This is a genomic window from Rhizobium phaseoli (assembly GCF_001664385.1).
Classification (GTDB): Bacteria; Pseudomonadota; Alphaproteobacteria; order Rhizobiales; family Rhizobiaceae; genus Rhizobium; species Rhizobium phaseoli.
Map to the genome: position 1 here is coordinate 147691 of NZ_CP013532.1, position 22892 is coordinate 170582.

Annotated in this window: 22 protein-coding genes; 9 read left to right on the forward strand and 13 right to left on the reverse strand. The window is 62.0% G+C overall.

The window, feature by feature from the left end:
• Positions 1 to 10: 10 nt before the first annotated feature.
• Positions 11 to 667: a helix-turn-helix domain-containing protein gene (locus AMC88_RS00675; protein ID WP_064824658.1), complete on the forward strand. Its 657-nt coding sequence runs from the start codon at positions 11 to 13 to the stop codon at positions 665 to 667.
• 25 nt (positions 668 to 692) lie between these two features.
• Complete coding sequence (locus AMC88_RS00680; protein ID WP_010024431.1) at positions 693 to 1052, forward strand: hypothetical protein; 360 nt, start codon at positions 693 to 695, stop codon at positions 1050 to 1052.
• 27 nt (positions 1053 to 1079) lie between these two features.
• Here the strand turns inward: AMC88_RS00680 and AMC88_RS00685 are convergent, their stop codons facing one another.
• Positions 1080 to 3014: a mechanosensitive ion channel family protein gene (locus AMC88_RS00685; protein ID WP_064824659.1), complete on the reverse strand. Its 1935-nt coding sequence runs from the start codon at positions 3012 to 3014 to the stop codon at positions 1080 to 1082.
• 11 nt (positions 3015 to 3025) lie between these two features.
• Positions 3026 to 4237 carry an alpha/beta hydrolase gene (locus AMC88_RS00690; RefSeq protein ID WP_004677104.1) on the reverse strand — a complete coding sequence of 404 codons (1212 nt, stop codon included), beginning with the start codon at positions 4235 to 4237 and terminating at the stop codon, positions 3026 to 3028.
• Positions 4238 to 4330: 93 nt separating this feature from the next.
• Between AMC88_RS00690 and AMC88_RS00695 the strand changes: the two genes are divergently transcribed.
• The 3 genes from AMC88_RS00695 to AMC88_RS00705 all read left to right on the forward strand — a co-directional run bounded on the left by AMC88_RS00695 (position 4331) and on the right by AMC88_RS00705 (position 6487).
• A complete protein-coding gene (locus tag AMC88_RS00695; protein WP_010016109.1) occupies positions 4331 to 4738 on the forward strand; it encodes a hypothetical protein in 408 nt (135 codons plus the stop codon).
• A gap of 170 nt (positions 4739 to 4908) precedes the next feature.
• Positions 4909 to 5631 carry a YoaK family protein gene (locus AMC88_RS00700; protein WP_064824660.1) on the forward strand — a complete coding sequence of 241 codons (723 nt, stop codon included), beginning with the start codon at positions 4909 to 4911 and terminating at the stop codon, positions 5629 to 5631.
• Between the two features lie 67 nt (positions 5632 to 5698).
• A complete protein-coding gene (locus tag AMC88_RS00705; RefSeq protein ID WP_064824661.1) occupies positions 5699 to 6487 on the forward strand; it encodes a YdcF family protein in 789 nt (262 codons plus the stop codon).
• Between the two features lie 3 nt (positions 6488 to 6490).
• Here the strand turns inward: AMC88_RS00705 and AMC88_RS00710 are convergent, their stop codons facing one another.
• Positions 6491 to 6964, reverse strand: coding sequence for a hypothetical protein (locus AMC88_RS00710; RefSeq protein WP_037116998.1), 474 nt, complete (start codon positions 6962 to 6964; stop codon positions 6491 to 6493).
• A 114-nt stretch (positions 6965 to 7078) separates the two neighbouring features.
• On the opposite strand from AMC88_RS00710, the gene AMC88_RS00715 reads away from it, so the two are divergent.
• Entirely contained in the window at positions 7079 to 7714 is a 636-nt protein-coding gene (locus AMC88_RS00715) for a trimeric intracellular cation channel family protein (protein ID WP_016735162.1), read from the forward strand.
• A 63-nt stretch (positions 7715 to 7777) separates the two neighbouring features.
• On the opposite strand, the gene irrA is transcribed toward AMC88_RS00715, so the two are convergent.
• Positions 7778 to 8197 carry an iron response transcriptional regulator IrrA gene (gene irrA, locus AMC88_RS00720; protein ID WP_003555773.1) on the reverse strand — a complete coding sequence of 140 codons (420 nt, stop codon included), beginning with the start codon at positions 8195 to 8197 and terminating at the stop codon, positions 7778 to 7780.
• A gap of 301 nt (positions 8198 to 8498) precedes the next feature.
• Here irrA and fabA point away from each other — a divergent pair, with 301 nt between their 5' ends.
• The 3 genes from fabA to fabI are packed head-to-tail and all read left to right on the forward strand — an operon-like array spanning position 8499 to position 11103.
• Entirely contained in the window at positions 8499 to 9014 is a 516-nt protein-coding gene (fabA, locus tag AMC88_RS00725) for a 3-hydroxyacyl-[acyl-carrier-protein] dehydratase FabA (protein WP_004677111.1), read from the forward strand.
• Between the two features lie 45 nt (positions 9015 to 9059).
• A complete protein-coding gene (gene fabB / locus AMC88_RS00730) occupies positions 9060 to 10292 on the forward strand; it encodes a beta-ketoacyl-ACP synthase I (RefSeq protein WP_037117005.1) in 1233 nt (410 codons plus the stop codon).
• A 4-nt stretch (positions 10293 to 10296) separates the two neighbouring features.
• Positions 10297 to 11103 (forward strand): enoyl-ACP reductase FabI, encoded by an 807-nt coding sequence (fabI, locus tag AMC88_RS00735; protein ID WP_037117007.1) that lies wholly within the window; start codon positions 10297 to 10299, stop codon positions 11101 to 11103.
• A gap of 92 nt (positions 11104 to 11195) precedes the next feature.
• Here the strand turns inward: fabI and AMC88_RS00740 are convergent, their stop codons facing one another.
• The 9 genes from AMC88_RS00740 to nusA form a co-directional block, all read right to left on the reverse strand.
• Positions 11196 to 12212, reverse strand: a complete 1017-nt coding sequence (locus AMC88_RS00740; protein WP_004677114.1) for a class I SAM-dependent methyltransferase — start codon at positions 12210 to 12212, stop codon at positions 11196 to 11198.
• A 130-nt stretch (positions 12213 to 12342) separates the two neighbouring features.
• Positions 12343 to 14481 carry a polyribonucleotide nucleotidyltransferase gene (gene pnp / locus AMC88_RS00745; protein WP_037117010.1) on the reverse strand — a complete coding sequence of 713 codons (2139 nt, stop codon included), beginning with the start codon at positions 14479 to 14481 and terminating at the stop codon, positions 12343 to 12345.
• Between the two features lie 349 nt (positions 14482 to 14830).
• Positions 14831 to 15100, reverse strand: a complete 270-nt coding sequence (gene rpsO, locus AMC88_RS00750) for a 30S ribosomal protein S15 (protein WP_009997779.1) — start codon at positions 15098 to 15100, stop codon at positions 14831 to 14833.
• Between the two features lie 150 nt (positions 15101 to 15250).
• Positions 15251 to 16102 carry an alpha/beta fold hydrolase gene (locus AMC88_RS00755; protein WP_037117012.1) on the reverse strand — a complete coding sequence of 284 codons (852 nt, stop codon included), beginning with the start codon at positions 16100 to 16102 and terminating at the stop codon, positions 15251 to 15253.
• 78 nt (positions 16103 to 16180) lie between these two features.
• Positions 16181 to 17113: a tRNA pseudouridine(55) synthase TruB gene (gene truB, locus AMC88_RS00760; RefSeq protein ID WP_004677118.1), complete on the reverse strand. Its 933-nt coding sequence runs from the start codon at positions 17111 to 17113 to the stop codon at positions 16181 to 16183.
• Between the two features lie 12 nt (positions 17114 to 17125).
• A complete protein-coding gene (rbfA, locus tag AMC88_RS00765) occupies positions 17126 to 17530 on the reverse strand; it encodes a 30S ribosome-binding factor RbfA (RefSeq protein ID WP_012482211.1) in 405 nt (134 codons plus the stop codon).
• A 161-nt stretch (positions 17531 to 17691) separates the two neighbouring features.
• Positions 17692 to 20445, reverse strand: coding sequence for a translation initiation factor IF-2 (gene infB, locus AMC88_RS00770; RefSeq protein WP_064824662.1), 2754 nt, complete (start codon positions 20443 to 20445; stop codon positions 17692 to 17694).
• A gap of 102 nt (positions 20446 to 20547) precedes the next feature.
• Positions 20548 to 21240 carry an RNA-binding protein gene (locus tag AMC88_RS00775; protein ID WP_029531689.1) on the reverse strand — a complete coding sequence of 231 codons (693 nt, stop codon included), beginning with the start codon at positions 21238 to 21240 and terminating at the stop codon, positions 20548 to 20550.
• Positions 21237 to 22838 carry a transcription termination factor NusA gene (nusA, locus tag AMC88_RS00780; RefSeq protein WP_004673395.1) on the reverse strand — a complete coding sequence of 534 codons (1602 nt, stop codon included), beginning with the start codon at positions 22836 to 22838 and terminating at the stop codon, positions 21237 to 21239. The genes AMC88_RS00775 and nusA overlap by 4 nt, the downstream gene beginning before the upstream one ends.
• Between the last annotated feature and the right edge of the window lie 54 nt (positions 22839 to 22892).

The window sequence follows — 22892 nt, forward strand, 5'->3', positions numbered from 1 at the left end:
GTTGAGGTGGATGGGGGCGACACACATGTTTCAGGATCGGGCGATCGAAAAATACACCATGGTTCCCGGCCACCACCAGGGAACTTGCGCGTCGCCTAAAGATCAGTCGATCAAACTCCGCGCCGACGAAACGATCTACAGCGAAGGCGAATACGCCCTTGCGATTTACCAGGTCGAAGCGGGCGCCGTCCGGATCTACCGCCTGACATCGAACGGCCAGCGGCACATCCTGTCCTTCTGCGGCAAGGGCGAATGGTTTGGGCTCGAAAGCGGCAATGTCCGGACGGATTTTGCAGAAGCCATCTGCGAAACGCGCCTGAGATCGTTTCGCACCAATCAGGAGGCGGTCGTCCCGATCGATCTTTTGCACATTGCCCTGACGAATCTCGCAAAGGCCCAATGCAAACAGCTCATCATCAGCGAGCAAAGCGCCTTGAAGCGCCTTGCTGCCTTCGTTCAGGAGATGGCCGACCGCCATCCCGAGGATGCGGAATTCGACATGATGATGTCTCGCAGCGATATCGCCGACTATCTAGGGCTGACGGTCGAAACAGTCGCTCGGTCGTTCACGAAGCTCCGGGAAAAACGCATCCTGCGGCTTGCCGGAAAATCACAGCGCATGGTCCGGCTTCTCGATCGCGATGCGCTTATCGCCTTGACGATTTAATGCACGCCATCAGAGGGATTGAAACATGACATATGCGTCCCACCGAAAGTCGATCGGATTGACCAAGCGAGTTTTTGCCGGCCTGGTCGGCGCCGGGGCTTTGGCGGCGGTTCTTCAACCGGCTGTCGCCTTCGCGCAGGACGATCCCTTTTCTCAGTTTCCACTGGTCATCCATTGCAAGTCCAACGAGACCTTTCATGCCTTTTACATATCGCGCGTCTCTCGGGACGGCGTCGCGACCTATGTTGCGTCCGACCGGATCGCCGGGACGATCACGCTTGATGGAAAGGCAAAGGCGGTCGGTGGTGCAGGCGGCGGCAGCTGTGTCGGCAAGACGCTGGCGGAGCTTCGTGCATCGCAGCAGGCTTATGATTTGAAACCTTAACGCCTTCGATCCTACTCTGCGGCAAGGTCACTTTGCCGATGTCGCCGCATCTGTCTGCTGGGCGCGGATCGCCTGAGCGGCCGCCGCAACGCCGCCGCCCTTGTCATCGCCGCCGACCTGCACCGTCGGCTGTGCGAATGCGATGCCGTTGGCCAGGAACACTTCGCGAATCTTGGCATAGGCCTTGCGGCGAATATAGGTCTGCATGCCCGGAACCGTCGTCATGGCGAAGCTCAGGACGATGCCGTAGTCGGCGAACTGCTCGACGCCCTTCATCTTCAGCGGTTCGATGAAGTGCTGGCCGAGCTCCGGATCTTCGATCAGCTCGGCCCCGACTTTCTTGGTCAGCTTGCGCGCCTTGTCGATGTCGGTGTCGAAGCCGACGGTGATCCTGAACTTATCGATCACCCAGTCCCGGCTCATATTCTCGACGGCGCCCAATTCGCTGAATGGCACCGTGAACACCGGGCCGCGATGATGGCGCAGACGCACCGAGCGCAAGCTGAAGCTCTCCACCGTTCCCTTGTAGTCCTTGGCCTGAATATATTCGCCCACCCGGAAGGCATCGTCGAGCATGTAGAACACACCGTTGATGACGTCCTTGACCAGGGTCTGCGAGCCGAAACCGATCGCCACGCCGAAGATGCCCGCTCCCGCAATCAGCGGGCCGATCTGCACGCCGAGTTGCGCCAGCACGATCAGCCCCGCCATGACCGCGACAGCGACGGCGAGCGCATTGCGAAAGATCGGCAGAAGTGTGCGGAAGCGGGCGCGCCGAGCGGCGTCGGCCGGCGCGAGCGATGTCGTGCTGGTCGATATGCGCAATGTTCGGTCGATCCAGCCGCGCGCCACCTGCCAGAGAAGGTCGGCAACCACGAGGATCAGCACGCTCTTCAGGCCTCCGTAGTATAAGGCGGCGAGCGTCGGGTCGCGCTGACCGAGCGTATCGGGATTGAGCTGCCAGACGAGTGCCAGCCATCCCACCGCAAGTGCGATGACAACGGCGCGTGCGCCTCGGGCGATGAGGATACCGCGCAGACTGCCAGGATCGCTGGTGAAGGACAGCGCGACCCGGCCGACCGCGTTCAGGATCCCGGGCAGCACCAGCGCATAGATGCCGATCCAGAACAGGCCCCTCATATTGAGGCACCAGATGAGCCATAAGGCGACGAGGAAGGCCGTTATCGCCGCTTTCCTGGCGCGGCTCCCCTCCCAGACCGACCACACCGCCTCGATCGCAAGCAGCAGCCCGACCACCGAGAAGCAGTAGCTGATGGCCTTGCTGACGTCAGGGGAAACGCCAAGCGGCTCGCTTACGGCCGTGGTCGCGACCGCAAAACAAATGACGCCGAACAGGATCAACAGCCGCCGCCGCAGGGGTAAACCCATCGTTGCGACGGACAGGAGTGCAGCCGCCAATCGAAAGAGGATGAAAGCCGAGAGATAGGCAAGCAGCGTCACGCGCGCGAGCGGCGGCCATTCCACCGCGAAAAAGACGATGCCCATCGCGCCCGCGAATATGCCGACCGGGATCAGCCGGCCGAACAATGCCTCGCGGCGCGCGGCAAATCTGCGATAAACCGCCTCGGCGGCAAGGCCGAAGGCGAGCAGACCGCCGAATATGAGAAAAACCGGCGCATAGCCTCTGCTGGCGGCCTCGCTCCTGGCTCTTGTCGCCGCCGCCGTCACTTCCGGCGGGATTGCCGGGATCGCCGCCAGAATCGCATGCACGCGCGCCCGCGCGCCTGCCTCCCAGTTGGCCAAGCTCGAATGGCCCGCCGGTGAGGCGAGTGTCGCGGTCCCGCTTTCCTGGTTGCGGCTATCGAGCCAGGCTTTCACCTCGGGATCCTGCAACAGGCGCACGAGCTCGTCGATCTTCTGCTGCGGGGCCGCCGGCGGAGCCTGCGCCAAAGCGCTCAACGCGAAGAAAAAAGCGGCGGTGAAGGAAAGAAGCCATTTCAACCTGGAACTCCTTACTGCGTCAGCGTCTGTTTCTTCAGGTCGCCTTCGAGCGTCTCGTCGGCAGATCGTGGCGGCCTCCTACGGGTGACGGGCTGCTCGACGATCACAGCCGGCACCGCCACAGCGGTAGCGGCAACGGTGCCGATATTCGTCATCGTACCGCCGACGACGGCGGTAATGCCCTGGCCCAGCGTGACCTTGGAATCGGTCAGGGTCTGGCCGGTCATCAGGCGCTGGCCGATGAGCTGGACGATCTCCGGGCTTTCGGCGAATTTGCCGTGGTTGAGCCTGTCGTTTGTTTTCACCTTCGTCAGGTCGATGGCGGTGATGCCGGCTTTTTCGAGCTTCGAACGATAGGGCTCTTCCGCCGGATTGATTGCGCCGAGACGGGAGACGCGCCCGGTGATGAAGCTGGAGACCGCAAGGGCCTTGTCGTCCTGGGAGACGAAGATCGTGAATTTCGGATGCGGCTCGCCCATCTCCGCATATTGTTTGGCGAAGACCTGGATGTCGATGTCGGGCGAGGCCAGGATGACGTTATGGATCTTCGAATTGACGTGCCCGTCGCGTATCCCCATCTGCCGCAGGGATTCCATGGCAAGCCAGGTCCCCATCGAGTGGGCCATGATGGTGATGTCCTTGACGTCGGGGTCGGCTGCCAGCGTGCGCAGCGCCTGCTCCAGCGCGGTGCGCGAGTAGTTCGTACTTTCCTTGTCGTACTGGTAGGCGGTGATCTCCGCTCTCGACGGCCAGGTGAACAGGACAGGCGTCGCCTGCATCTTGCTGTCGTGCACGATCTGCGCCAGCCGGAAGACGGAATCCTCATAAGTGTTGTTGAAGCCGTGAATGAAGACGAGCGCGTGCCCGCCGTTCACATGCTGCCGGAACCAGACGCGGCCCTGCGCCACCGTGTCGATCTGCTGGACGTTGGTCACGGCAAAGTCGGTGGCAGGATCGGGCGGAAGGCGCTTCGGCCACTGCACGGTGCCGGCTTCACGCTTTGCCGGGATTGAGATCGAGATCTGCGTCAGATGCGGTTTGGGACTGCGCTCGCCGTTGAACAGCGTCGCCGGGTTCCCGGAAGGCTCGCGCGTGGTCGCAACCAGCATGTCGACCTTGGATGCCGGTGGCAGCGACGAGGAAATTGAAACCGGCGTCATCACGCCATCCGGATGCCCGCAACTTGCCAGAAGAAGAAAAAGAGCCACGCAACGTCTTGCCATTCACACATCCAGCATTCGCTCAAGGGAGGGTTTTCCGAGCCTTGGATCCTAGCAGCCGGGCTATGGCGGCGCCTGTAGCATCACGTAATATCTGTGGCGTTCAAGGCGATCGGGATCGTCGCTCATCAAGGTCCGATCCCTCCATTGGAGGCGGGGAAAGAATACCCGATCAAGGTTCAGTTTGATCGCAGCTCGATCTGGGATGCGACAGCAACCGCCCGCGACATTGGCACCTCCATGCTTCTGGTGGCGACAACAACGGATACCAATTTCGTAGCGGAATTTGCAAAGAAGCTCACCGTAAGAGCTGAATTCAATGGTCGCCAGATTGCGAAGCTCCGGTTGGACCGATCGGCAAAAGCGATAACCGCAATGTTGGATTGCCAACGTGCCGTCAACGAAGTGACGGCGAAATCAGCTCCATCGCCGTCGCAATCGGACCCCTTCGAACAGACCCCCATGAGCGAAGTGAAGTCTTCTGACGATCCCTTTGATCTATAGTGAAAGCCTCGTCTCTGATTGACTCCGCTTTCGAACATTAGCCGTGACGATATTATCGTCGTCGGCGAAGCGTGGGTCCGCCGCATCTTTGCCGATCCTCTTTGCCAATTCCTCACTGAAGAGGATGTATCCTTCTGCCGGAACTCAGCGATTCGGCTTCAGGACCCGCAATGACCAGAGCAAGACGCCGCCGTATCATCCGGACACGACGCACCCTGACCGGGATCGCCCTTGTCGGCGCGATCTCGTTTTTGGCCGGCATGACCGATGCGACCGGCCTGTTGCTGACCGGCGATTTCGTTTCCTTCATGACTGGCAACACGACGCGGGCGGCTCTCTCCCTCAGCGACGGCAATCTTTATCATGCGGCGGTGCTGATCTCGGCCATTGTCGTTTTCGTGCTCGGCAATGCGGCTGGCATCGTCATCGCCCATGTCTCCGAGCGCCGGATATTCGTCGTGCTCGGCTGCGTCGGCCTCGTCCTGGCGCTCGCTTCGATGACGAGCGCGCAAAGCATGATGCTTCCGAGCTTCTACCTGATCGTCTGTTCCATGGGCATGGTGAATGCCGCCGTCGAACATATCGAAGGCCTGCCGATCGGGCTGACCTATGTCACCGGCGCCCTGTCGCGTTTCGGCCGCGGCATCGGCCGCTGGATCATCGGCGATCGCCGTGTCGAATGGACGATCCAGATCGTGCCCTGGGGCGGCATGATCGCCGGCGCGATCGCCGGCGCCGTCCTGACGCGGCTGACAGGCGCCCATGCCTTGTGGCTGGTCTCCGTCTTTGCCATGGCGCTGGCGTTTGCCGCCATGTTCATTCCCCGGCCGCTTCAGCGGCGCTTCAACCAGAAGCTTGCCGCGCACCGCTCGGCCGCTATGCGCGGCAAATAGAAGCGTCGCATTCCTGTTACCCTCGAATCGGATAGGAAGGATCGCTGTCGTCCCCAAGGAGTAGATCGTGTTCCTGATTTCGAAGCTCGTTTGGATTTTCTGCCAGCCGCTGTCGCTGGCATTCCTGCTCGTCTTCTTCGCCCTCATCGCCGGGCTTCTGCGCTGGCGTGCCTTGAGTATCGTTGCTGCAACGGCGAGCGCCCTCATCCTCTTCGTCACGCTCTACACCACGGCCGGCAACCTTCTGATGCAGGGACTCGAGCAGCGGTTTGCAAAACCTGCCGCCGATCCGGAGAACCTGCAATGCATGATCGTGCTCGGCGGCGCCTTCGAAAACGAGGTCAACACGGCCCGCCACGGCATCGAATTCAACGGCGGCGCCGACCGCTTTGTCGAAGCCCTGCGGCTCGCGCAGAAATTTCCCGACTCGCGCATTCTGGTGTCGGGCGGCGACGGCTCCATGTCAGGCATTTACGAAGGCGATGCGGCGGCATCCGAGCGTTTCTTCCCGCTGTTCGGCATCGGCAGGGAGCGCCTGATCGAGGAGACGCAATCGCGCACGACCTTTGAAAACGCCGTCAACACACGGGAATTCCTGGCGAGCCGGGGCCTTTCCCATTGCCTGCTGATCACCTCGGGTTTCCATATGCCGCGCTCCGTCGGCATCTTCCGCAAGCTCGGCATCGATATCGTGCCCTGGCCGACCGATTATCGCACCGACGGGCAGGTGAGGCCGGGCCTGGATTTCACCCAGCCGAACCTCAATGCACAGAACATGGCGACGGCGATCCGCGAATGGTACGGCCTGGTCGGCTATTATCTCGCCGGCCGGACATCGGAGCTTTATCCGGATTGAAATCTATTTCTTCGAGATGGTAACGAATTTCGTGCCGCGCACGCGCGCCGTCACGATGCACGGATCACCCTCGGTACGATCGCAGAACCGCGGATGCATCTTCATCGCCAGCACCATGTTGCCGAAGCGCTGGACGAAATCGTAGCCGTAGATCTGTGCTGTGGCGATCATGAAATAACCGCCTTCGGCGACCTGCAGATAGAAATTATAGGTGCAGCCGTCGTCGTTGCATTGCGGCCCCTTCTGTCCGTCGCAGGTAAGTTCGCCTTCGTTGACCACCGCATCGATCAGCCCGTCATTGTTGATGTCTTGGCGGATGACGAAGCCGTCGGCGAATTCGGCCGCCTTGCACTGCGCCTGGAAATGCTTCTTCTCGTAGATCTCCGGATCGGAGATCAGCGATTGCTGGCCGAAGGCCGCAGCCGGCAAGGTGAGCAGCAGGAGAAGATTCAGAACGGCGAGCACCAGCGTTTTCACGGGCTTTCCTCTTTTGGATAAAGCTCTATCAGCTCGCTTTATGGCCGCCCCGGCTTGCGCCGCCCTTGCCGCCGTGGTTCTTTCCGGAAACTGTTCGCCGGCTCCGGGGTCCGCATGTCGTTGCTCGTCTATCTCGATTATGCCGGCATTGCGCTGTTTGCCGCGACAGGCGCGCTCGCCGCCTCGCGCAAACAGCTGGATCTGATTGGCTTCCTGTTTTTCGCCATGGTGACGGGAACCGGCGGCGGCACCGTGCGCGATATCGTGCTTGGCCGCGTGCCGGTCTTCTGGGTGCTGAATCCCGCCTATATTCTCGTCTGCTGCATCGTCGGCGTCATCGTTTTCTTCACCGCTCATCTGCTGGAATCGCGCTATCGCTTGCTGATCTGGCTGGATGCGATCGGTCTGGCCGCCTATTGCGTGCTCGGCGCCGCCAAGGGACTTGCCGCCACCGGCTCCCCGACCATTGCCATCGTCACCGGCACGTTGACGGCAACCTTCGGCGGCATCCTGCGCGATCTGATGGCAAACGAGCCTTCGGTGCTGTTGCGGCCGGAAATCTATGTGACGGCAGCCCTTGTCGGCGCCGGCGTGTTCACCTTTGCCAATGCGCTGGGGATGCCGCTTTATCTCGCCTCGGGCTGCGGCGTCGCGGCGGCCTTTGCCGTTCGCGGCGGAGCGCTGTGGTTCGGCTGGACCTTCCCGATTTACAAGCACAAGCCCGGCCGGCACCCCGACGATGTCATGTAGAGACCGAGCATAATACCGAAAAGTGTAAGCGGTTTTCGGACGACATCCTGTTCTAAGGCGCCGTCAGCCCTGTTTGGCCCGCAGGCGGATCACCACGTCGACATGGGCGATCTCCATGCCCTCGGGCGGCTCCGGCAGATTGGCGATCGTCAGGTTGCTGACGGGAATGTCGAGCACCTCGTTTTCGCCTTCGACGAAGAAATGATGGTGGTCGGAAACGTTGGTGTCGAAATAGGTCTTGGCGCTCTCGACGGCGAGAACGCGGATGAGACCGGCCTCGGTGAACTGGTGCAGCGTGTTGTAGACGGTCGCCAGCGAAACCGGCACGCCGGCGGCAACCGCCTCCTCATGCAGTTCCTCGACGGTCAAATGCCGGTCGCCCTTGGCAAACAGGAGGTCGCCGAGCGCGACGCGCTGGCGGGTGGGACGCAGGCCTGCACCGCGCAGCCTTACCTCTATTGCGATCGGGAGTGCACCCGTCATCAATACCAACTCCGGTTATTCCTGCATAAAGCAATCATGTTTCTTCAAGCGGTATAACTTTTGCATTGGAGCCTTTCAATAGTTCAATGGGGACAAGAGCCTGATAAAGGCGGCAAAATCGGGCTTTTGACGCAAATAGGTCTGGTCGCGGCCCTGGCCTTCCTGTATGCGACCACCAAATAATGGCGTAGGCCTGGTCCGGGGCGATGAATGAAGCTGCCTTGCTTGTGCTTCATTTTCTGAAGAACTTGGACTACACGTTCACATCCATCGGCTTCACGCGGGGGGAAAAAGAAAATTTATGACAACCAGACAGTCCAGCTTCTCGTATGAAGAACTCATCGCTTGCGCTCATGGCAAGCTGTTCGGCCCCGGCAATGCGCAGCTGCCGCTGCCGCCGATGCTGATGGTTCACCGCATCACGGAAATTTCCGAAACCGGCGGTGCCTTCGACAAGGGCTATCTCAGGGCCGAATACGACGTACGCCCTGACGACTGGTATTTTCCCTGCCATTTCGAAGGCAATCCGATCATGCCGGGCTGCCTTGGACTCGACGGCATGTGGCAGCTGACCGGCTTTTTCCTCGGCTGGCTCGGCGAGGAAGGCCGCGGCATGGCCCTTTCCACAGGCGAAGTAAAATTCAAGGGCATGGTGCGGCCGCATACGAAACTGATCGAATACGGCATCGACTTCAAGCGCGTCATGCGCGGCCGCCTCGTGCTCGGCACGGCCGACGGCTGGCTGAAGGCGGATGGCGAGACCATATACCAGGCGGCCGATCTCCGCGTCGGTCTATCGAAAGACAAGGCCGCCTGAAACCGCATTTCGAGCGGCTGACGAAAACAACAAAGGTTTGATCAGATGAGACGGGTAGTTGTCACGGGTCTGGGTATCGTTTCCTCGATCGGAAGCGACGCGGCCGAAGTCACCGAATCCTTGCGCCAGGCAAAGTCGGGTATTTCCTTTTCCAACGATTTCGCCGAACACGGCTTCAAGTGCCAGGTCTGGGGCAGCCCGAAGCTCGGCCCGGCGGAACTTGCCGAGCTGGTCGATCGCCGCGCCATGCGCTTCCTGTCTCAGGGCGGCGCCTGGAACCATGTCGCCATGAAACAGGCGATCGCTGATTCCGGTCTGGAAGAGAAGGACTACGCCCAGAACGAACGCGCCGGCATCATCATGGGCTCCGGCGGTCCGTCCACCCGCACCCTGATCGAAGCGGCCGACATCACCGTCAAGAACAACAGCCCGAAGCGCATCGGCCCCTTCGCCGTACCGAAGGCGATGTCGTCGACCGCCTCCGCCACACTCGCCACCTGGTTCAAGATTCACGGCGTCAATTATTCGATCTCGTCGGCCTGCTCGACCTCGGCGCACTGCATCGGCAATGCCGCCGAGATGATCCAGTGGGGCAAGCAGGACGTGATGTTTGCCGGCGGCCACGAAGATCTCGACTGGACGATGTCCAATCTCTTCGACGCCATGGGCGCCATGTCCTCCAAGTACAATGACACGCCCGACAGCGCCTCGCGCGCCTATGACGTCAACCGCGACGGCTTCGTCATCGCCGGCGGCGCCGGCGTGCTGGTGCTCGAGGAGCTTGAGCACGCCAAGGCCCGCGGCGCCAAGATCTACGCCGAAATCGTCGGCTACGGCGCCACCTCGGATGGTTACGACATGGTCGCACCCTCGGGCGAGGGCGCCGTCCGCTGCATGCGCCAGGCGCTGGCCACGGTGAAGGGCGACGTCGACTATATCAACACGCACGGCACCTCGACGCCGGTCGGCGACAGCAAGGAAATCGGCGCCATCCGCGAGGTATTCGGCGCCAGGATTCCGCATATCCAGTCGACCAAATCGCTGACCGGCCATTCGCTCGGTGCGGCCGGCGTACAGGAATCGATCTATTCCCTGCTGATGATGCAGCAAGGTTTCATCGGCGAGAGCGCCCATATCAGCGAACTCGATCCCGAATTCGAAGGCGTGCCGATCGTGCGCAAGCGTATCGACGATGCGAAGATCGATATCGCTCTCTCCAACTCCTTCGGCTTCGGCGGGACGAACGCCACGCTCGTCTTCCAGCGCCATAACGGATAATAAAATGACTGGAATCATGCAGGGTAAGCGCGGCCTCGTCATGGGCGTCGCCAACAACCACTCGATCGCCTGGGGAATTTCGAAGGCTCTCGCCGCACAGGGTGCGGACCTCGCCTTCACCTATCAGGGCGATGCGCTTGGCAAGCGCGTCAAGCCGCTTGCCTCAGAAGTCGGCTCGGATTTCGTGCTGCCCTGCGACGTCGAGGACATCGCCTCGGTCGATAGTCTGGTCGATGCCATCGAACAGCGATGGGGCAAGCTCGATTTCATCGTCCATGCCATCGGTTTTTCCGACAAGAACGAGCTGAAGGGTCTCTACGCCGATACCACGCGCGAGAATTTCAGCCGCACCATGGTCATTTCCTGTTTCTCCTTCACCGAGATCGCCAAGCGCTGCGCGCCCTTGATGGACGACGGCGGCGCGATGCTAACCTTGACCTACAATGGCTCGACACGCGTCATCCCCAACTACAACGTCATGGGCGTCGCCAAGGCCGCGCTCGAGGCTTCGGTGCGCTATCTCGCCGCCGATTACGGCCCGCGCGGCATCCGCGTCAACGCCATATCGGCCGGGCCGATCCGCACGCTCGCCGGCGCCGGCATCTCCGATGCGCGCGCGATCCTCTCCTGGAACCAGCGCAATGCGCCGCTGCGCAAGACCGTGACCATCGATCAGGTCGGCAATTCGGCGCTCTACCTGCTTTCGGACCTTTCCGCCGGCGTCACCGGCGAAATCCACTTCGTCGACGCCGGCTTCAACATCACCTCGATGCCGACGCTGGACACGCTGCGCCGGGCAGACGTGGAGTAGACGCCGCTCATCGAAATTCAAAGGCCGTGCGCAGAGCCTGCGCACGGCCTTTGTTTTCATGATGGGTAGATCGCTTCGAAGCCCGTTGAGCCTTATTTCTTCGCCCACAGAACCTTGAAGCGGGCATTGCGGCAGGTTTCACCGCTTTCTCTGAATTCTGCGGCAAGAACCGGTTCGTAGGACAGGCCGCGATTGGCGACCAGCATCAGTCTGCCGCCGCCGCGAAGCGCGGTTGCGGCGGTTTTGATCATCGCCTGGCCGAGCGACGGTTCGGCCGCATGTCCCTCATGGAAGGGCGGGTTCATGATGACGAGATCGTATTTGTCCTTGACCGGCTCGCCCGCCAGATCGTGCCAGAAGAAGCGCGCAGGCGCGTTCGGGCAATTCTCCGCCATATTGCCCCGCGCAGCCTCCAGAGCCGCGTGGTTGGCTTCGTAGAGGTCAAGGCGGGTCAGTCCGCGCGATCTCTTCGCCATCTCGACGGAGAGATAACCCCATCCAGCGCCGAAATCGGCGACGTCGCCGGTAAAATCCTGCGGCAGGCGCGAGGCGAGCAGCTCCGATCCGGCATCGACCCGGTCATGCGAGAACATGCCTGCTGTCGCATGGAAGCGGTCGTCGACCCGCACCGGCGCTTTTTCCAGCTTGGTTACGATCTCGCCGGCATCGGCCGGCCGGCCGAACCAGAAGGCGACGCCGTGATATTTCGGCATGTGGTCGATGGCGAGACCGGACCCTTCCAGGCGCTTGCGCAGCGGCTGGATGCCGTCTTCCTTGGCCCCGGCAACGACGATCAGGCCGCCTGGCCGCGTGCGGGCAAGCGCAACGGCGAGATTGGCTTCGTTCTCACCCTTGTGCTTGGTGCAGAGGACGAGTGCCGCATCATAATTCTCGCCGTCGATCTCCGGCTTGGCCTCGATCCGCTGCGCCAGCAGCTGCCGGTAGAGCGGCCGGAAGCCCTGGACGGCGCTGAGCGAGGCGGCAAAGCCTTCAGGCAGCTGAAAGCCTGCCTCGGCGCCGAGGAAGAGCACACGCTCGCCCTCGCCGGGCGCCTCGACTGTGCCGCTGGCAAAGGGATGGAACAGGGTCTTCAGCGTCTCACGGCTCATGGGTCTCGTCTCGTTAAAGCATATCGCGCAAAACTGTGCAGTGGCCTTGCGACCACGACATGCGCAAAACCGGGATACAAAAAGGGCGCGGAAGATTCCCGCGCCCGGAATTCAATCTGGGAGACGCGGCTTATTCGGCCGCTTCTTCCTTCTTCTTCTCGTTCGCGATCTCCTGGCCGGTGGCCTGGTCGACGACCTTCATCGACAGGCGAACCTTGCCGCGTTCGTCGAAGCCGAGCAGCTTGACCCAGACCTTGTCACCTTCCTTGACGACATCCTGCGTCTTGGCAACGCGCTCGGAAGCGAGCTGCGAGATATGGACGAGGCCGTCGCGGGCACCGAAGAAGTTGACGAAGGCGCCGAAGTCGGCGGTCTTGACAACCGTGCCTTCGTAGATCTGGCCGATTTCAGGCTCGGCAACGATCGAGTGGATCCACTTGCGGGCCGCTTCGATTTCCTTGCCGGAAGAGGAGGCGATCTTGACGGTGCCGTCATCCTCGATGTTGATCTTCGCGCCGGTCTTTTCGACGATTTCGCGGATGACCTTGCCGCCGGAGCCGATGACTTCACGGATCTTGTCGACCGGAATGTTCATGACTTCGATGCGCGGAGCGAATTCGCCGAGCTGGCCGCGGCTTTCGGTGATCGCCTTGGCCATTTCACCGAGAATGTGGGTGCGCCCGCCCTGGGCCTGGCTAAGCGCGACCTTCATGATCTCTTCGGTGATGCCAGCGATCTTGATGTCCATCTGCAGCGAGGTGATGCCGTCGGCCGTACCTGCAACCTTGAAGTCCATGTCGCCGAGGTGGTCTTCGTCACCGAGAATGTCGGAGAGAACGGCGAAGCGATCGCCTTCCAGGATCAGACCCATGGCGATACCGGCAACCGGCTTGGCAAGCGGGACGCCGGCGTCCATCAGGGCGAGCGAAGTGCCGCAGACGGTCGCCATCGAGGACGAGCCGTTCGACTCGGTGATCTCGGAAACGACGCGCAGCGTGTAGGGGAACTGCTCGGCAGACGGCAGCATCGGACGGATGGCGCGCCATGCGAGCTTGCCGTGGCCGATTTCGCGGCGGCCCGGGGAGCCCATGCGGCCGGTCTCGCCGACGGAGTAGGGCGGGAAGTTGTAATGGAGCAGGAAGCGCTCCTTATACATGCCCGTCAGGCTGTCGACATATTGTTCGTCTTCGCCGGTGCCGAGCGTGGCAACGACGATCGCCTGGGTTTCGCCGCGGGTGAACAGCGCCGAACCATGGGTGCGCGGCAGAAGCCCGACTTCCGAAACGATCGGACGAACGGTTTCGAGGTCGCGGCCGTCGATACGGCTCTTGGTGTCGAGAATGTTCCAGCGGACGATCTTGGCCTGCAGGTGCTTGAAGATCGCGCCGACTTCTTCGGCCGTGTACTTGGCTTCGCCTTCCTCGGGGAGGAAATGCGCCTTCACCTTCGCCTTGACGGCGTCGACGGCGGCGTAGCGGTCGGCCTTCTGGGTGATCTTGTAGGCTTCACGCAGTTCGGCTTCGGCAAGGCCGAGCATTTCGCTTTCGAGCGCGGAATAGTCCTCCGGCTGGAAGTCGCGCGGCTCCTTGGCGGCAACTTCGGCGAGCTTGATGATCGCGTCGAGAACCGGTTGGAAACCCTTGTGGCCGAACATGACGGCGCCGAGCATGACGTCCTCGGGCAGTTCCTTGGCTTCGGATTCGACCATCAGCACGGCGTCGTAGGTGCCGGCAACGACGAGATCGAGGCTCGACTCGTCCATCTCGTCGAGATGCGGGTTGAGAACATATTCGCCGTTGATGTAGCCGACGCGCGCACCGCCGACCGGGCCCATGAAGGGGACGCCGGAGAGCGTCAGCGCTGCCGAGGTCGCGACCATCGACAGGATGTCGGGGTTGTTTTCAAGGTCGTGCTGGATGACGGTAACGACGACCTGCGTGTCGTTCTTGTAGCCTTCCGGGAAGAGCGGGCGGATCGGACGGTCGATCAGGCGGGAAACGAGGGTTTCGTTTTCGCTCGGGCGTCCTTCGCGCTTGAAATAGCCGCCGGGGATCTTGCCGGCTGCGTAGGTCTTTTCCTGGTAGTTGACGGTCAGCGGAAAGAAGTCCTGGCCGGGCTTCGGCGCCTTGGCCGAAACGACGGTGGCGAGAACAACGGTTTCGCCGTAAGTGGCGAGAACCGCGCCGTCGGCCTGACGGGCGATCTTGCCGGTTTCAAGCTTCAGCGGGCGGCCGGCCCACTCGATTTCCACGGTGTGTGTATCAAACATATCTTGTCCTTCAATGCGGGAGCACGCGCCATCGCCGATATCAGGGCGCAGCGCACAGTCGACCGCAATCAATGCGACGTATCACGGGCAAGACAACGAGAGGCTTTTCGTCTCAGCTTCCACGGGAACCCTTGCTCCCGGGAAAACCGGGCCAAAGCTTCGGGAAGCTCTGGCCGAAAGCATCCGGCAATCCTGCCCCATGACAGGTCAGCGGTTGGTTTGGCAGAACCGGCCCATCCGGGTCTGCCGGTCGTTCCACCGCTTGAGATAGGGCGCGGCGGGAACATTTCATCGGAACATCGTCCCGAAACAGATCCGGCGGACGCTCGAAAGCGCCCGCCGGACAATCTTAGCGGCGGATACCCAGGCTGTTGATCAGCTTGGAATAGCGGCCTTCATCCTTCTTCTTGAGATAATCAAGAAGCGAGCGGCGGCTCGAAACCATCGTCAGCAGGCCACGGCGGGAATGGTTATCCTTCTTGTGGTCCTTGAAGTGTTCGGTCAGGTTGTTGATGCGCTCGGTCAGGATCGCGACCTGGACTTCCGGCGAACCGGTATCGCCTTCGGCGGTTGCGTATTCCTTGATCAGCGCAGCCTTGCGCTCAGCAGTGATCGACATCGGATGGTCCTTTCTATGAGAGGAGAAGAAGTCGCCAAAAGCCGGGATGCCGTCCAGCTTTGGCCGCGAATGCAATCGAGCGTACCCGATGCTGGCGCTGCCTATAAACCAAATAAGCAGCGAAGGAAAGAGGGAGCGCCGCAGCAGCTTTCAGCGGCCCGTCATGGCGTTCCGGATCATAGCATTATAGCCCGCAGGATCCTGCAGCATGGCGAAATGGCTGGCGTCTTTCAGGATGACGAGCTTTGCGCCCGGAATTTCTTTCGCCATCATCTCGGTATGATCGAGCTTTACGGCCTCATCATGATCACCGATGGCAAGCGTGACCGGCAGCGTAATCTTGCCAAGCTCCGTCGCCGTCCAGTTCGGCTGCGTCGCCCACATCCGCGAAATCTGCGTAAAGAAGACATCGTATTCGTTCGGTGTCGGCGACAGCGTCCTGTATTGTTCGCCGGCGACTTTGATGTAGGCGTTGAAGGTCCTGTTGCTCATGACGTCGGGCTTGACGCCGTCCGTGGTGACATTCGCCGCCTGGGCAATGACCCGCGTCAGCTTTTCCGGGTGTTTCATCGCCATGTCGATACCGATGATGCCGCCGTCCGACCATCCGACGAGCGTCACCTTGTCGATCTTCAGGTAATCGAGAAGGGCGACATAGTCCGATGTCATCAGATCGTAGCCGAAAGGCTGCTGGCTGCGCGTCGAGCGGCCGTGACCGCGGCTGTCGGCGACGATGACCAGATGATCCCTCGCGAATTCGGCGATCTGGTGACCCCAGACGCCGGTATTGCCAAGGCCGCCATGGATGAAGAGGATCGGATCGCCTTCACCATATTCGGCATAATACATCTTGATGTCGTTCACATCGGCCATGCCGCTTGTCTTCGGCGCCGGCATGGCAGGAAAGGCCGGCAGCTCGGCCCAGCGCTCGGCAGATCGAGCCCCGGCGACGGCCAGGAACAACGAAAAGAACGTCAGCATTCCAATTGCGATTGCGCGCATGATTTTCCCCTCGGGCCGTTATGACCCGAAAGGAAGATATCGCATCGCCACCACATGACAATCGTCAGCTGTACAGACTTAGGCGAAAACCCGCTTTGGGCGAAACTCGCCCTGGCCGATCTCGCCGATCGCGATCAGCCGGCCGCGGGCCGTCGCATAGGCTTCGCTTTCGGCAATCGGCGCATCGCGGCCGCGCACCAGGATCGGATTGCCCATTTTCAGCCGGTGCGCCTGGTCGTCGTTGATGACGAGGTGAGGCAACGCCGAAAGCGCCTCGCAGGTGTCGATCAGCAATGCATCGAGGGCGGCGAGCCGCTCGTCCATGTCTTCGATCGCTTCGAGCGCCACGAGGTTGGCAAGCGGCACCATGGCCTCTTCCGCGAAAGGTGCGACGAAGGTGCGCCGCAGCCCGGAGATATGGCCATAGCAGCCGAGCTCGCGGCCGAAATCGCGGGCAAGCGCCCGGACATAAGTGCCCTTGCCGCATTCCACTTCGAAATGCGCGGTATTCGCATCCGGGCAGGCAAGCAGGGTCAGCCGGAATATCTCGACTTCGCGTGAGGGAATCTCGACGGCTTCGCCGTCGCGGGCCAGATCATAGGCGCGTTCGCCCGCGATCTTGATGGCGGAAAACTGTGGCGGCACCTGGCTGATCGTGCCGATATAGCGGGGCAGGATATCGCGGATCTGCTGCTCGCTGGGGCGTTTTTCCGAGCTCTGCGTCACATCGCCTTCGAGATCGTCGGTGGCGCGCTCCTCGCCCCAACTGACGGTGAACTCGTAGATCTTCCGGCCGTCCATCACATAGGGAACGGTCTTGGTCGCATCGCCGAGCGCGATCGGCAGCATGCCGGAGGCGAGCGGATCGAGCGTGCCGGCATGGCCGGCCTTCTGCGCCTTGTAGAGCCATTTGAGCTTGGAAACGGCTTCCGTCGAGCCGAAATCCACCGGCTTGTCGAGGATCAGCCAGCCGGAAATCGGCCGGCCTTTGGGTTTGCGTGGTTTGGACATGCGTCTCTTCTGTTATTGGTCGTCGTTGTCGCCGTCGAGATCGCGGCTCACCTCGGGCGAACGCAAGAGCTCGTCGATCTTCTTGTAATTGTCGAAGCTGGTATCGTCGCGGAAACGCACTTCCGGCATGTATTTCATCTGCCGGAGCTGCGGCCCGAGCCGGCCGCGGATGAACTTCGCATGGCGGTTCAAAGCCTCGATGACGATGCTGTGGTCGGAAACGCCGAGCGGCGTCACGTAAGCCGTGGCGATCTTCAGGTCCGGCGACATGCGCACTTCCGAAATTGAAATCACGGTCGCCTCGATGATGTCGTCGCGCACTTCGCCGCGCTGCAGCACCTGGGTGATCGCGGCGCGGACCTGTTCGCCAACGCGCAGCATGCGCTGCGAAGGCGCGGAGGATGTTGGTCTGGTCATTGTTATCTCTATTTGCCGATGCGGCTGGGAATCGAACCCGTCAAAGGAGAGCGTCCATGACTCTTTTGGCTGCAAAGGTCAAGGCCGCCAGATACCAGAAGCCATCCGCCGGCTGGCGGATGGCTTCTGGAAAAGCTGTTCTTGCGCAAGGCGCCTGATGCTTAGAGCGTGCGCGTGATGTGTTCGACGCGGAAGCACTCGATGACGTCGCCGACGCGCATGTCCTCGTAGTTTTCGAAGGCCATGCCGCACTCCTGGCCCATCGGCACTTCGGAGACTTCGTCCTTGAAGCGCTTGAGGGTCTTGAGCTTGCCTTCGTGAACGACGACGTCGTTGCGGATGAGGCGGACGCCCGCTCCACGCTCGACCTTGCCTTCGACGACACGGCAGCCTGCGACCTTGCCGACCTTGGTGATGTTGAACACCTCCAGGATCTCGGCATTGCCGATGAAGGTTTCGCGCCGTTCCGGCGACAGCAGGCCCGACATCGCTGCCTTCACGTCATCCACGAGATCGTAGATGATGTTGTAGTAGCGGATCTCGATGCCCTGGCGTTCGGCGAACTGGCGTGCCTGCGCATTGGCGCGAACGTTGAAGCCGATGATGGCGGCGTTCGAAGCTTCGGCAAGCGAAATATCCGACTCGGTGATGCCGCCTGCGCCCGAATGGACGATGCGGGCACGGACTTCGTCGGTGCCGAGCTTTTCCAGCGCGCCGGCAATCGCTTCGATCGAGCCCTGCACGTCGCCCTTGATGACGAGCGGGAACTCCTTGATGCCCGTGCTCTGCATCTGCGTCATCATCTGTTCCAGCGAACCGCGCTGTCCCGACTGGCGGGCAGCCGCCTTGTCGCGGGCAAGACGCTGACGATACTCGGAGATTTCGCGGGCGCGGCTTTCGCTTTCGACGACGGCGAACTTGTCGCCCGCCTGCGGCGTGCCGGAGAGACCGAGAACCTCGACCGGAGTCGCGGGACCGGCTTCCTTCACATGATCGCCCTTGTCGGTGACGAGGGCGCGCACGCGGCCCCAGACGTCGCCGGCGACGATGATCTGGCCCGGCTTCAGCGTACCGTTCTGAACGAGAACCGTGGCAACCGAGCCGCGACCGCGGTCAAGCTGGGCTTCGATGACGGTACCTTCCGCGGTCCGGTTCGGATTGGCCTTGAGATCAAGGATTTCGGCCTGCAGCAGAACGGCTTCGAGCAGCTTGTCGAGGTTCTTGCCTGTCTTGGCAGACACTTCGACGTCAAGCGTTTCACCGCCCATGGATTCCACGAAGACTTCGTGCTGCAGAAGCTGGTTGCGCACCTTCTGCGGATCGGCCTCGTGCTTGTCGATCTTGTTGATCGCCACGATGATCGGGACACCGGCCGCCTTGGCGTGATTGATCGATTCGATCGTCTGCGGCATCACGCTGTCGTCGGCTGCCACGACCAGGATCGCAATGTCGGTCGCCTGCGCACCGCGGGCGCGCATCGCCGTGAAGGCGGCGTGGCCGGGGGTGTCGATGAAGGTGATCTTCTGGCCGTTCTGCTCAACCTGATAGGCGCCGATATGCTGCGTGATGCCACCGGCTTCGCCGGCGACCACGTTGGCATGGCGGATGGCGTCGAGCAGCGAGGTCTTGCCGTGGTCGACGTGGCCCATGATGGTGACGACAGGCGGACGCGAAACGCGATCCCCTTCGACGTCGGCAATGTTGAAGATGCCGAGCTCGACGTCGGATTCGGAGACGCGCTTGACGGTATGGCCGAATTCGCCGGCGATGAGTTCGGCGAGGTCGGCGTCGATGACGTCGCCCGGCTTCATCATCTGACCTTCCTTCATCAGGAACTTGATGACGTCGACGGCGCGTTCGGACATGCGCTGCGACAGTTCCTGAATGGTGATGGTCTCAGGCAGAACGACTTCGCGGGAGATCTTCTCGCGGGTTTCCTGCATCTGGCTGCGGCGGAACTTCTCCTGCCGGCGGCGCATCGCCGAAAGTGAACGGCTGCGGCCGGTGTCTTCACCATCGACGTCGGCCGTGGTGATCGTCAGCTTGCCGCGGCGGCGCTCGTCATCCGTTTTCGGACGCGTGGTAACCGGCTTTGCCGGTTCCGGGCGGACAACACGGCCACGAGCCGGACCGCCGCGTGCAGCGCCCCGATCATCATCGCCCTCGTCATCACGACGGCCGCGGGCTCCTGCCGGTGCGCCAGCACCCGGCGCCGGACGAGCGGCAGCAGGTGCTCCGGCGCCATCGGGCCGGCGCGCAGCCGGTGCCGGCGATGCCGGCCGCGGAGCGGTCGGGCGCGCTTCGGCCACAACAGGAGCCGGTGCCGCGGCAGCGGCGGGTTCGGCGGCAGCGGGCGCCTCGGCCTGACGGGCAGCCTCTTCGGCGGCCCTGCGAGCGGCCTCTTCGGCCTCGGCGGCCTTGCGGATCGCCTCTTCGGCGGCCCGGCGCTTTTCTTCCTCGGCGCGGCGAATCGCGTCCTGGGCGTCACGCGCCTGGGATTCGGCCAGCGCACGGCGGCGGGCGTCCATCTCCTCAGGCGACAGATGGTTCAGCACGACAGGGCGCGGACGGTCGTTCGAGCGCTGCGGCTGATAGGACTGCTGCGGACGCTGGTTGGCCTGGCTGTTGCCCGGCTGGTGGACCCGCGGTGCCGGTGTCGGCTGCGGCGGGCGCGCCTGAACGGGCGCCGGCGCCGGTTCGGCTGCGCGGACCGGGGCTGCGGGGGCAGCGGGCGTGATCGGCTTTTCGTCTTCCGGGCGCATCGGGCGCCGCTTGCGGGTCTCGACCACGACCGCCTTGGTGCGACCCCGACCCATATCCTGGCGAACGGTGCCCTGGCTCATCCCCGATGGTTTCAGGGTAAGCGTCTTCTTGCCCGTTACGCTGAGTGTCTTGTCGTCGTTACTATCGGTCATTCGTTCCCGTTCCTTCGGACAGGGAGCGATGACGAGATCAGACCCTGTCGTTCAAATACTGTCGATCAATGAGAATGAGACCGGCCGATGCCGGTGACCGTCTCATTGTTTTTGCCGGCCAGCGCCGCCCGCTGCCCGGGACTGACCGCCAATACGGTACTGTTCGAGCATCTTTGCGCGCTTCACTACACCCTCACCCGCCTGCCCTGCAAGCACTGCGGCATGGATAAAAGCATTCTGGCCCATCAGGCCTTCCATTTCGCTCTCCGAGAAGAAGCGGTAGGAAGGTATCTCCTCCTCGGTCTCCATTCCGAGGTGCCAGGCCTTGCGGGCCTGGTCGATTTTCCGCACCCCGTCGTCCGCCGCGTCAGTCGCGTGGAACACCGCAAGGGCTGCTCCGCTTCTGACCGCGGCGTCCACTTTCGACGAGCCGCTGATGAACTGGCCGGCTTTGCGCGCCATGTTCATCATCTGCATCAATTGCGCCGCCAGCAGCCGGTCGACATTCGCGCCGAGATCGTCTGCTGCCTTCACGTCGCTTTTCAGCGCGCGGGCGAAGAGCTTCTTCGCTACCGCTCTGTCGACCAGCGACCGGTCGGCTTTCACCCAGCAACCGCGCCCCGGAAGCTCGCGCTTCAGGTCGGCGACGACGGTTCCGTCGGGAGCCGCGACGAAGCGGATCAGCTCATCCGGCGATCCGCTTTCACGCGTCACGATGCACATGCGTCCGTTCACGTCATAACCTGCAAGATCGTCGTCCTGAGGGAGAGCGTCCGGCTCATGCGCGGTCATCATGCTTCCTGTTCGGCTTCGGTGACCTCTTCTTCGGTCCCCTTCGCCAGGTCCTCTTCGGTGATCCAGCCGGCTGCAAGGCGCGCCTGGACGATCATCTGCTCGGCTTCGACGCGCGAGACGTCGAACTTCGAGAACAGGCCTTCGAACTTCTTCGTTTCGCCGTTCTTGCGTTCCGTCCAGCCAACGAGATCGTCGGCGGCGCAGCCGGCAAAGTCCTCGATCGTCTTGATGCCGTCTTCGCCGAGCGCCACCATCATCTGGGCAGTCATGCCGTCGATCCCGCGCAGCTCGTCTTCAACGCCGAGCGCCTTGCGCTTCTCGTCCATCTCGGCTTCGAGACGCTCGAGGAATTCGCGGGCGCGGGTCTGGATTTCCTGCGCCGTATCTTCGTCGAATCCGTCGATCGAGGAGATTTCGTCGAGATCGACATAAGCGAGTTCCTCGACGGCGGCAAAGCCTTCCGAGGCCAGGACCTGGCCGACCATTTCGTCGACGTCGAGCGAATCCATGAACAGGTTGGTGCGCTCGTTGAATTCCTTCTGGCGGCGTTCCGATTCCTCCGCCTCCGTCATGATGTCGATATCCCAGCCGGTCAGCTGCGACGCCAGGCGGACGTTCTGGCCGCGGCGGCCGATCGCAAGCGACAGCTGCTCGTCGGGAACGACGACTTCGATACGCTCGGCATCCTCGTCGAGAACGACCTTGGCGACTTCGGCCGGCTGCAGGGCGTTGACGACGAAAGTCGCCGGATCCTGCGACCACGGAATAATGTCGATCTTCTCGCCCTGAAGCTCGCCGACGACGGCCTGAACGCGCGAACCGCGCATACCGACGCAGGCGCCGACCGGATCGATCGAACTGTCGTTCGAGATCACGGCGATCTTGGCGCGCGAGCCCGGATCGCGGGCGACCGACTTCACCTGAATGATGCCGTCGTAGATTTCAGGCACTTCCATGGTGAACAGCTTCACCATGAACTGCGGATGCGTGCGCGACAGGAAGATCTGCGGGCCGCGCTGCTCGCGACGGACATCATATACGTATGCACGGACGCGATCGCCATAGCGCACGTTTTCGCGCGGGATCATTTCGTCGCGGCGGATGATGCCTTCGCCACGGCCGAGATCGACGATGACATTGCCGTATTCGACGCGCTTGACGGTGCCGTTGACGATTTCGCCGACGCGATCCTTGAATTCGTCGAACTGGCGGTCGCGCTCGGCCTCACGCACCTTCTGCACGATCACCTGCTTGGCGGATTGTGCGGCGATACGGCCGAAATCCATCGGCGGCAGCGGATCGGCGATGAAATCGCCGAGTGCGGCGTCGGGGTTGCGGTCGCGGGCGAGTTCCAGCGGGATCTGCGTCGAATAATCCTCGGCCTTGTCGACGACTTCGAGCAGGCGCTGCAGGCGGATTTCGCCGGTCTTCGGATTGATGTCGGCGCGGATGTTGGACTCGGTGCCGTAACGCGAGCGTGCTGCCTTCTGAATGGCATCGGCCATTGCGGCAAGCACGATCTCGCGGTCGATGACCTTTTCGCGCGCCACTGCATCTGCGATCTGCAGAAGTTCGAGCCGGTTCGCACTGACTGCCATTGTCTTGTTTCTCCGTCCTTGCTCCGGGGTTCCCGTCCCTGGGAGCGGTCTGTT

What these genes read in the sequence shown, in the direction of transcription:
- AMC88_RS00700 (WP_064824660.1), top strand. Translation starts at nt 4,909, where the DNA reads ATGACCAGAGCAAGACGCCGCCGTATCATCCGGACACGACGCACCCTG.
- AMC88_RS00755 (WP_037117012.1), bottom strand. Translation starts at nt 16,102, where the DNA reads ATGCGCGCAATCGCAATTGGAATGCTGACGTTCTTTTCGTTGTTCCTG.
- irrA (WP_003555773.1), bottom strand. Translation starts at nt 8,197, where the DNA reads ATGACGGGTGCACTCCCGATCGCAATAGAGGTAAGGCTGCGCGGTGCA.
- rbfA (WP_012482211.1), bottom strand. Translation starts at nt 17,530, where the DNA reads ATGACCAGACCAACATCCTCCGCGCCTTCGCAGCGCATGCTGCGCGTT.
- AMC88_RS00775 (WP_029531689.1), bottom strand. Translation starts at nt 21,240, where the DNA reads ATGATGACCGCGCATGAGCCGGACGCTCTCCCTCAGGACGACGATCTT.
- AMC88_RS00680 (WP_010024431.1), top strand. Translation starts at nt 693, where the DNA reads ATGACATATGCGTCCCACCGAAAGTCGATCGGATTGACCAAGCGAGTT.
- fabA (WP_004677111.1), top strand. Translation starts at nt 8,499, where the DNA reads ATGACAACCAGACAGTCCAGCTTCTCGTATGAAGAACTCATCGCTTGC.
- fabI (WP_037117007.1), top strand. Translation starts at nt 10,297, where the DNA reads ATGACTGGAATCATGCAGGGTAAGCGCGGCCTCGTCATGGGCGTCGCC.
- AMC88_RS00675 (WP_064824658.1), top strand. Translation starts at nt 11, where the DNA reads ATGGGGGCGACACACATGTTTCAGGATCGGGCGATCGAAAAATACACC.
- nusA (WP_004673395.1), bottom strand. Translation starts at nt 22,838, where the DNA reads ATGGCAGTCAGTGCGAACCGGCTCGAACTTCTGCAGATCGCAGATGCA.
- rpsO (WP_009997779.1), bottom strand. Translation starts at nt 15,100, where the DNA reads ATGTCGATCACTGCTGAGCGCAAGGCTGCGCTGATCAAGGAATACGCA.
- AMC88_RS00740 (WP_004677114.1), bottom strand. Translation starts at nt 12,212, where the DNA reads ATGAGCCGTGAGACGCTGAAGACCCTGTTCCATCCCTTTGCCAGCGGC.
- AMC88_RS00715 (WP_016735162.1), top strand. Translation starts at nt 7,079, where the DNA reads ATGTCGTTGCTCGTCTATCTCGATTATGCCGGCATTGCGCTGTTTGCC.
- fabB (WP_037117005.1), top strand. Translation starts at nt 9,060, where the DNA reads ATGAGACGGGTAGTTGTCACGGGTCTGGGTATCGTTTCCTCGATCGGA.
- AMC88_RS00690 (WP_004677104.1), bottom strand. Translation starts at nt 4,237, where the DNA reads ATGGCAAGACGTTGCGTGGCTCTTTTTCTTCTTCTGGCAAGTTGCGGG.
- pnp (WP_037117010.1), bottom strand. Translation starts at nt 14,481, where the DNA reads ATGTTTGATACACACACCGTGGAAATCGAGTGGGCCGGCCGCCCGCTG.
- infB (WP_064824662.1), bottom strand. Translation starts at nt 20,445, where the DNA reads ATGACCGATAGTAACGACGACAAGACACTCAGCGTAACGGGCAAGAAG.
- truB (WP_004677118.1), bottom strand. Translation starts at nt 17,113, where the DNA reads ATGTCCAAACCACGCAAACCCAAAGGCCGGCCGATTTCCGGCTGGCTG.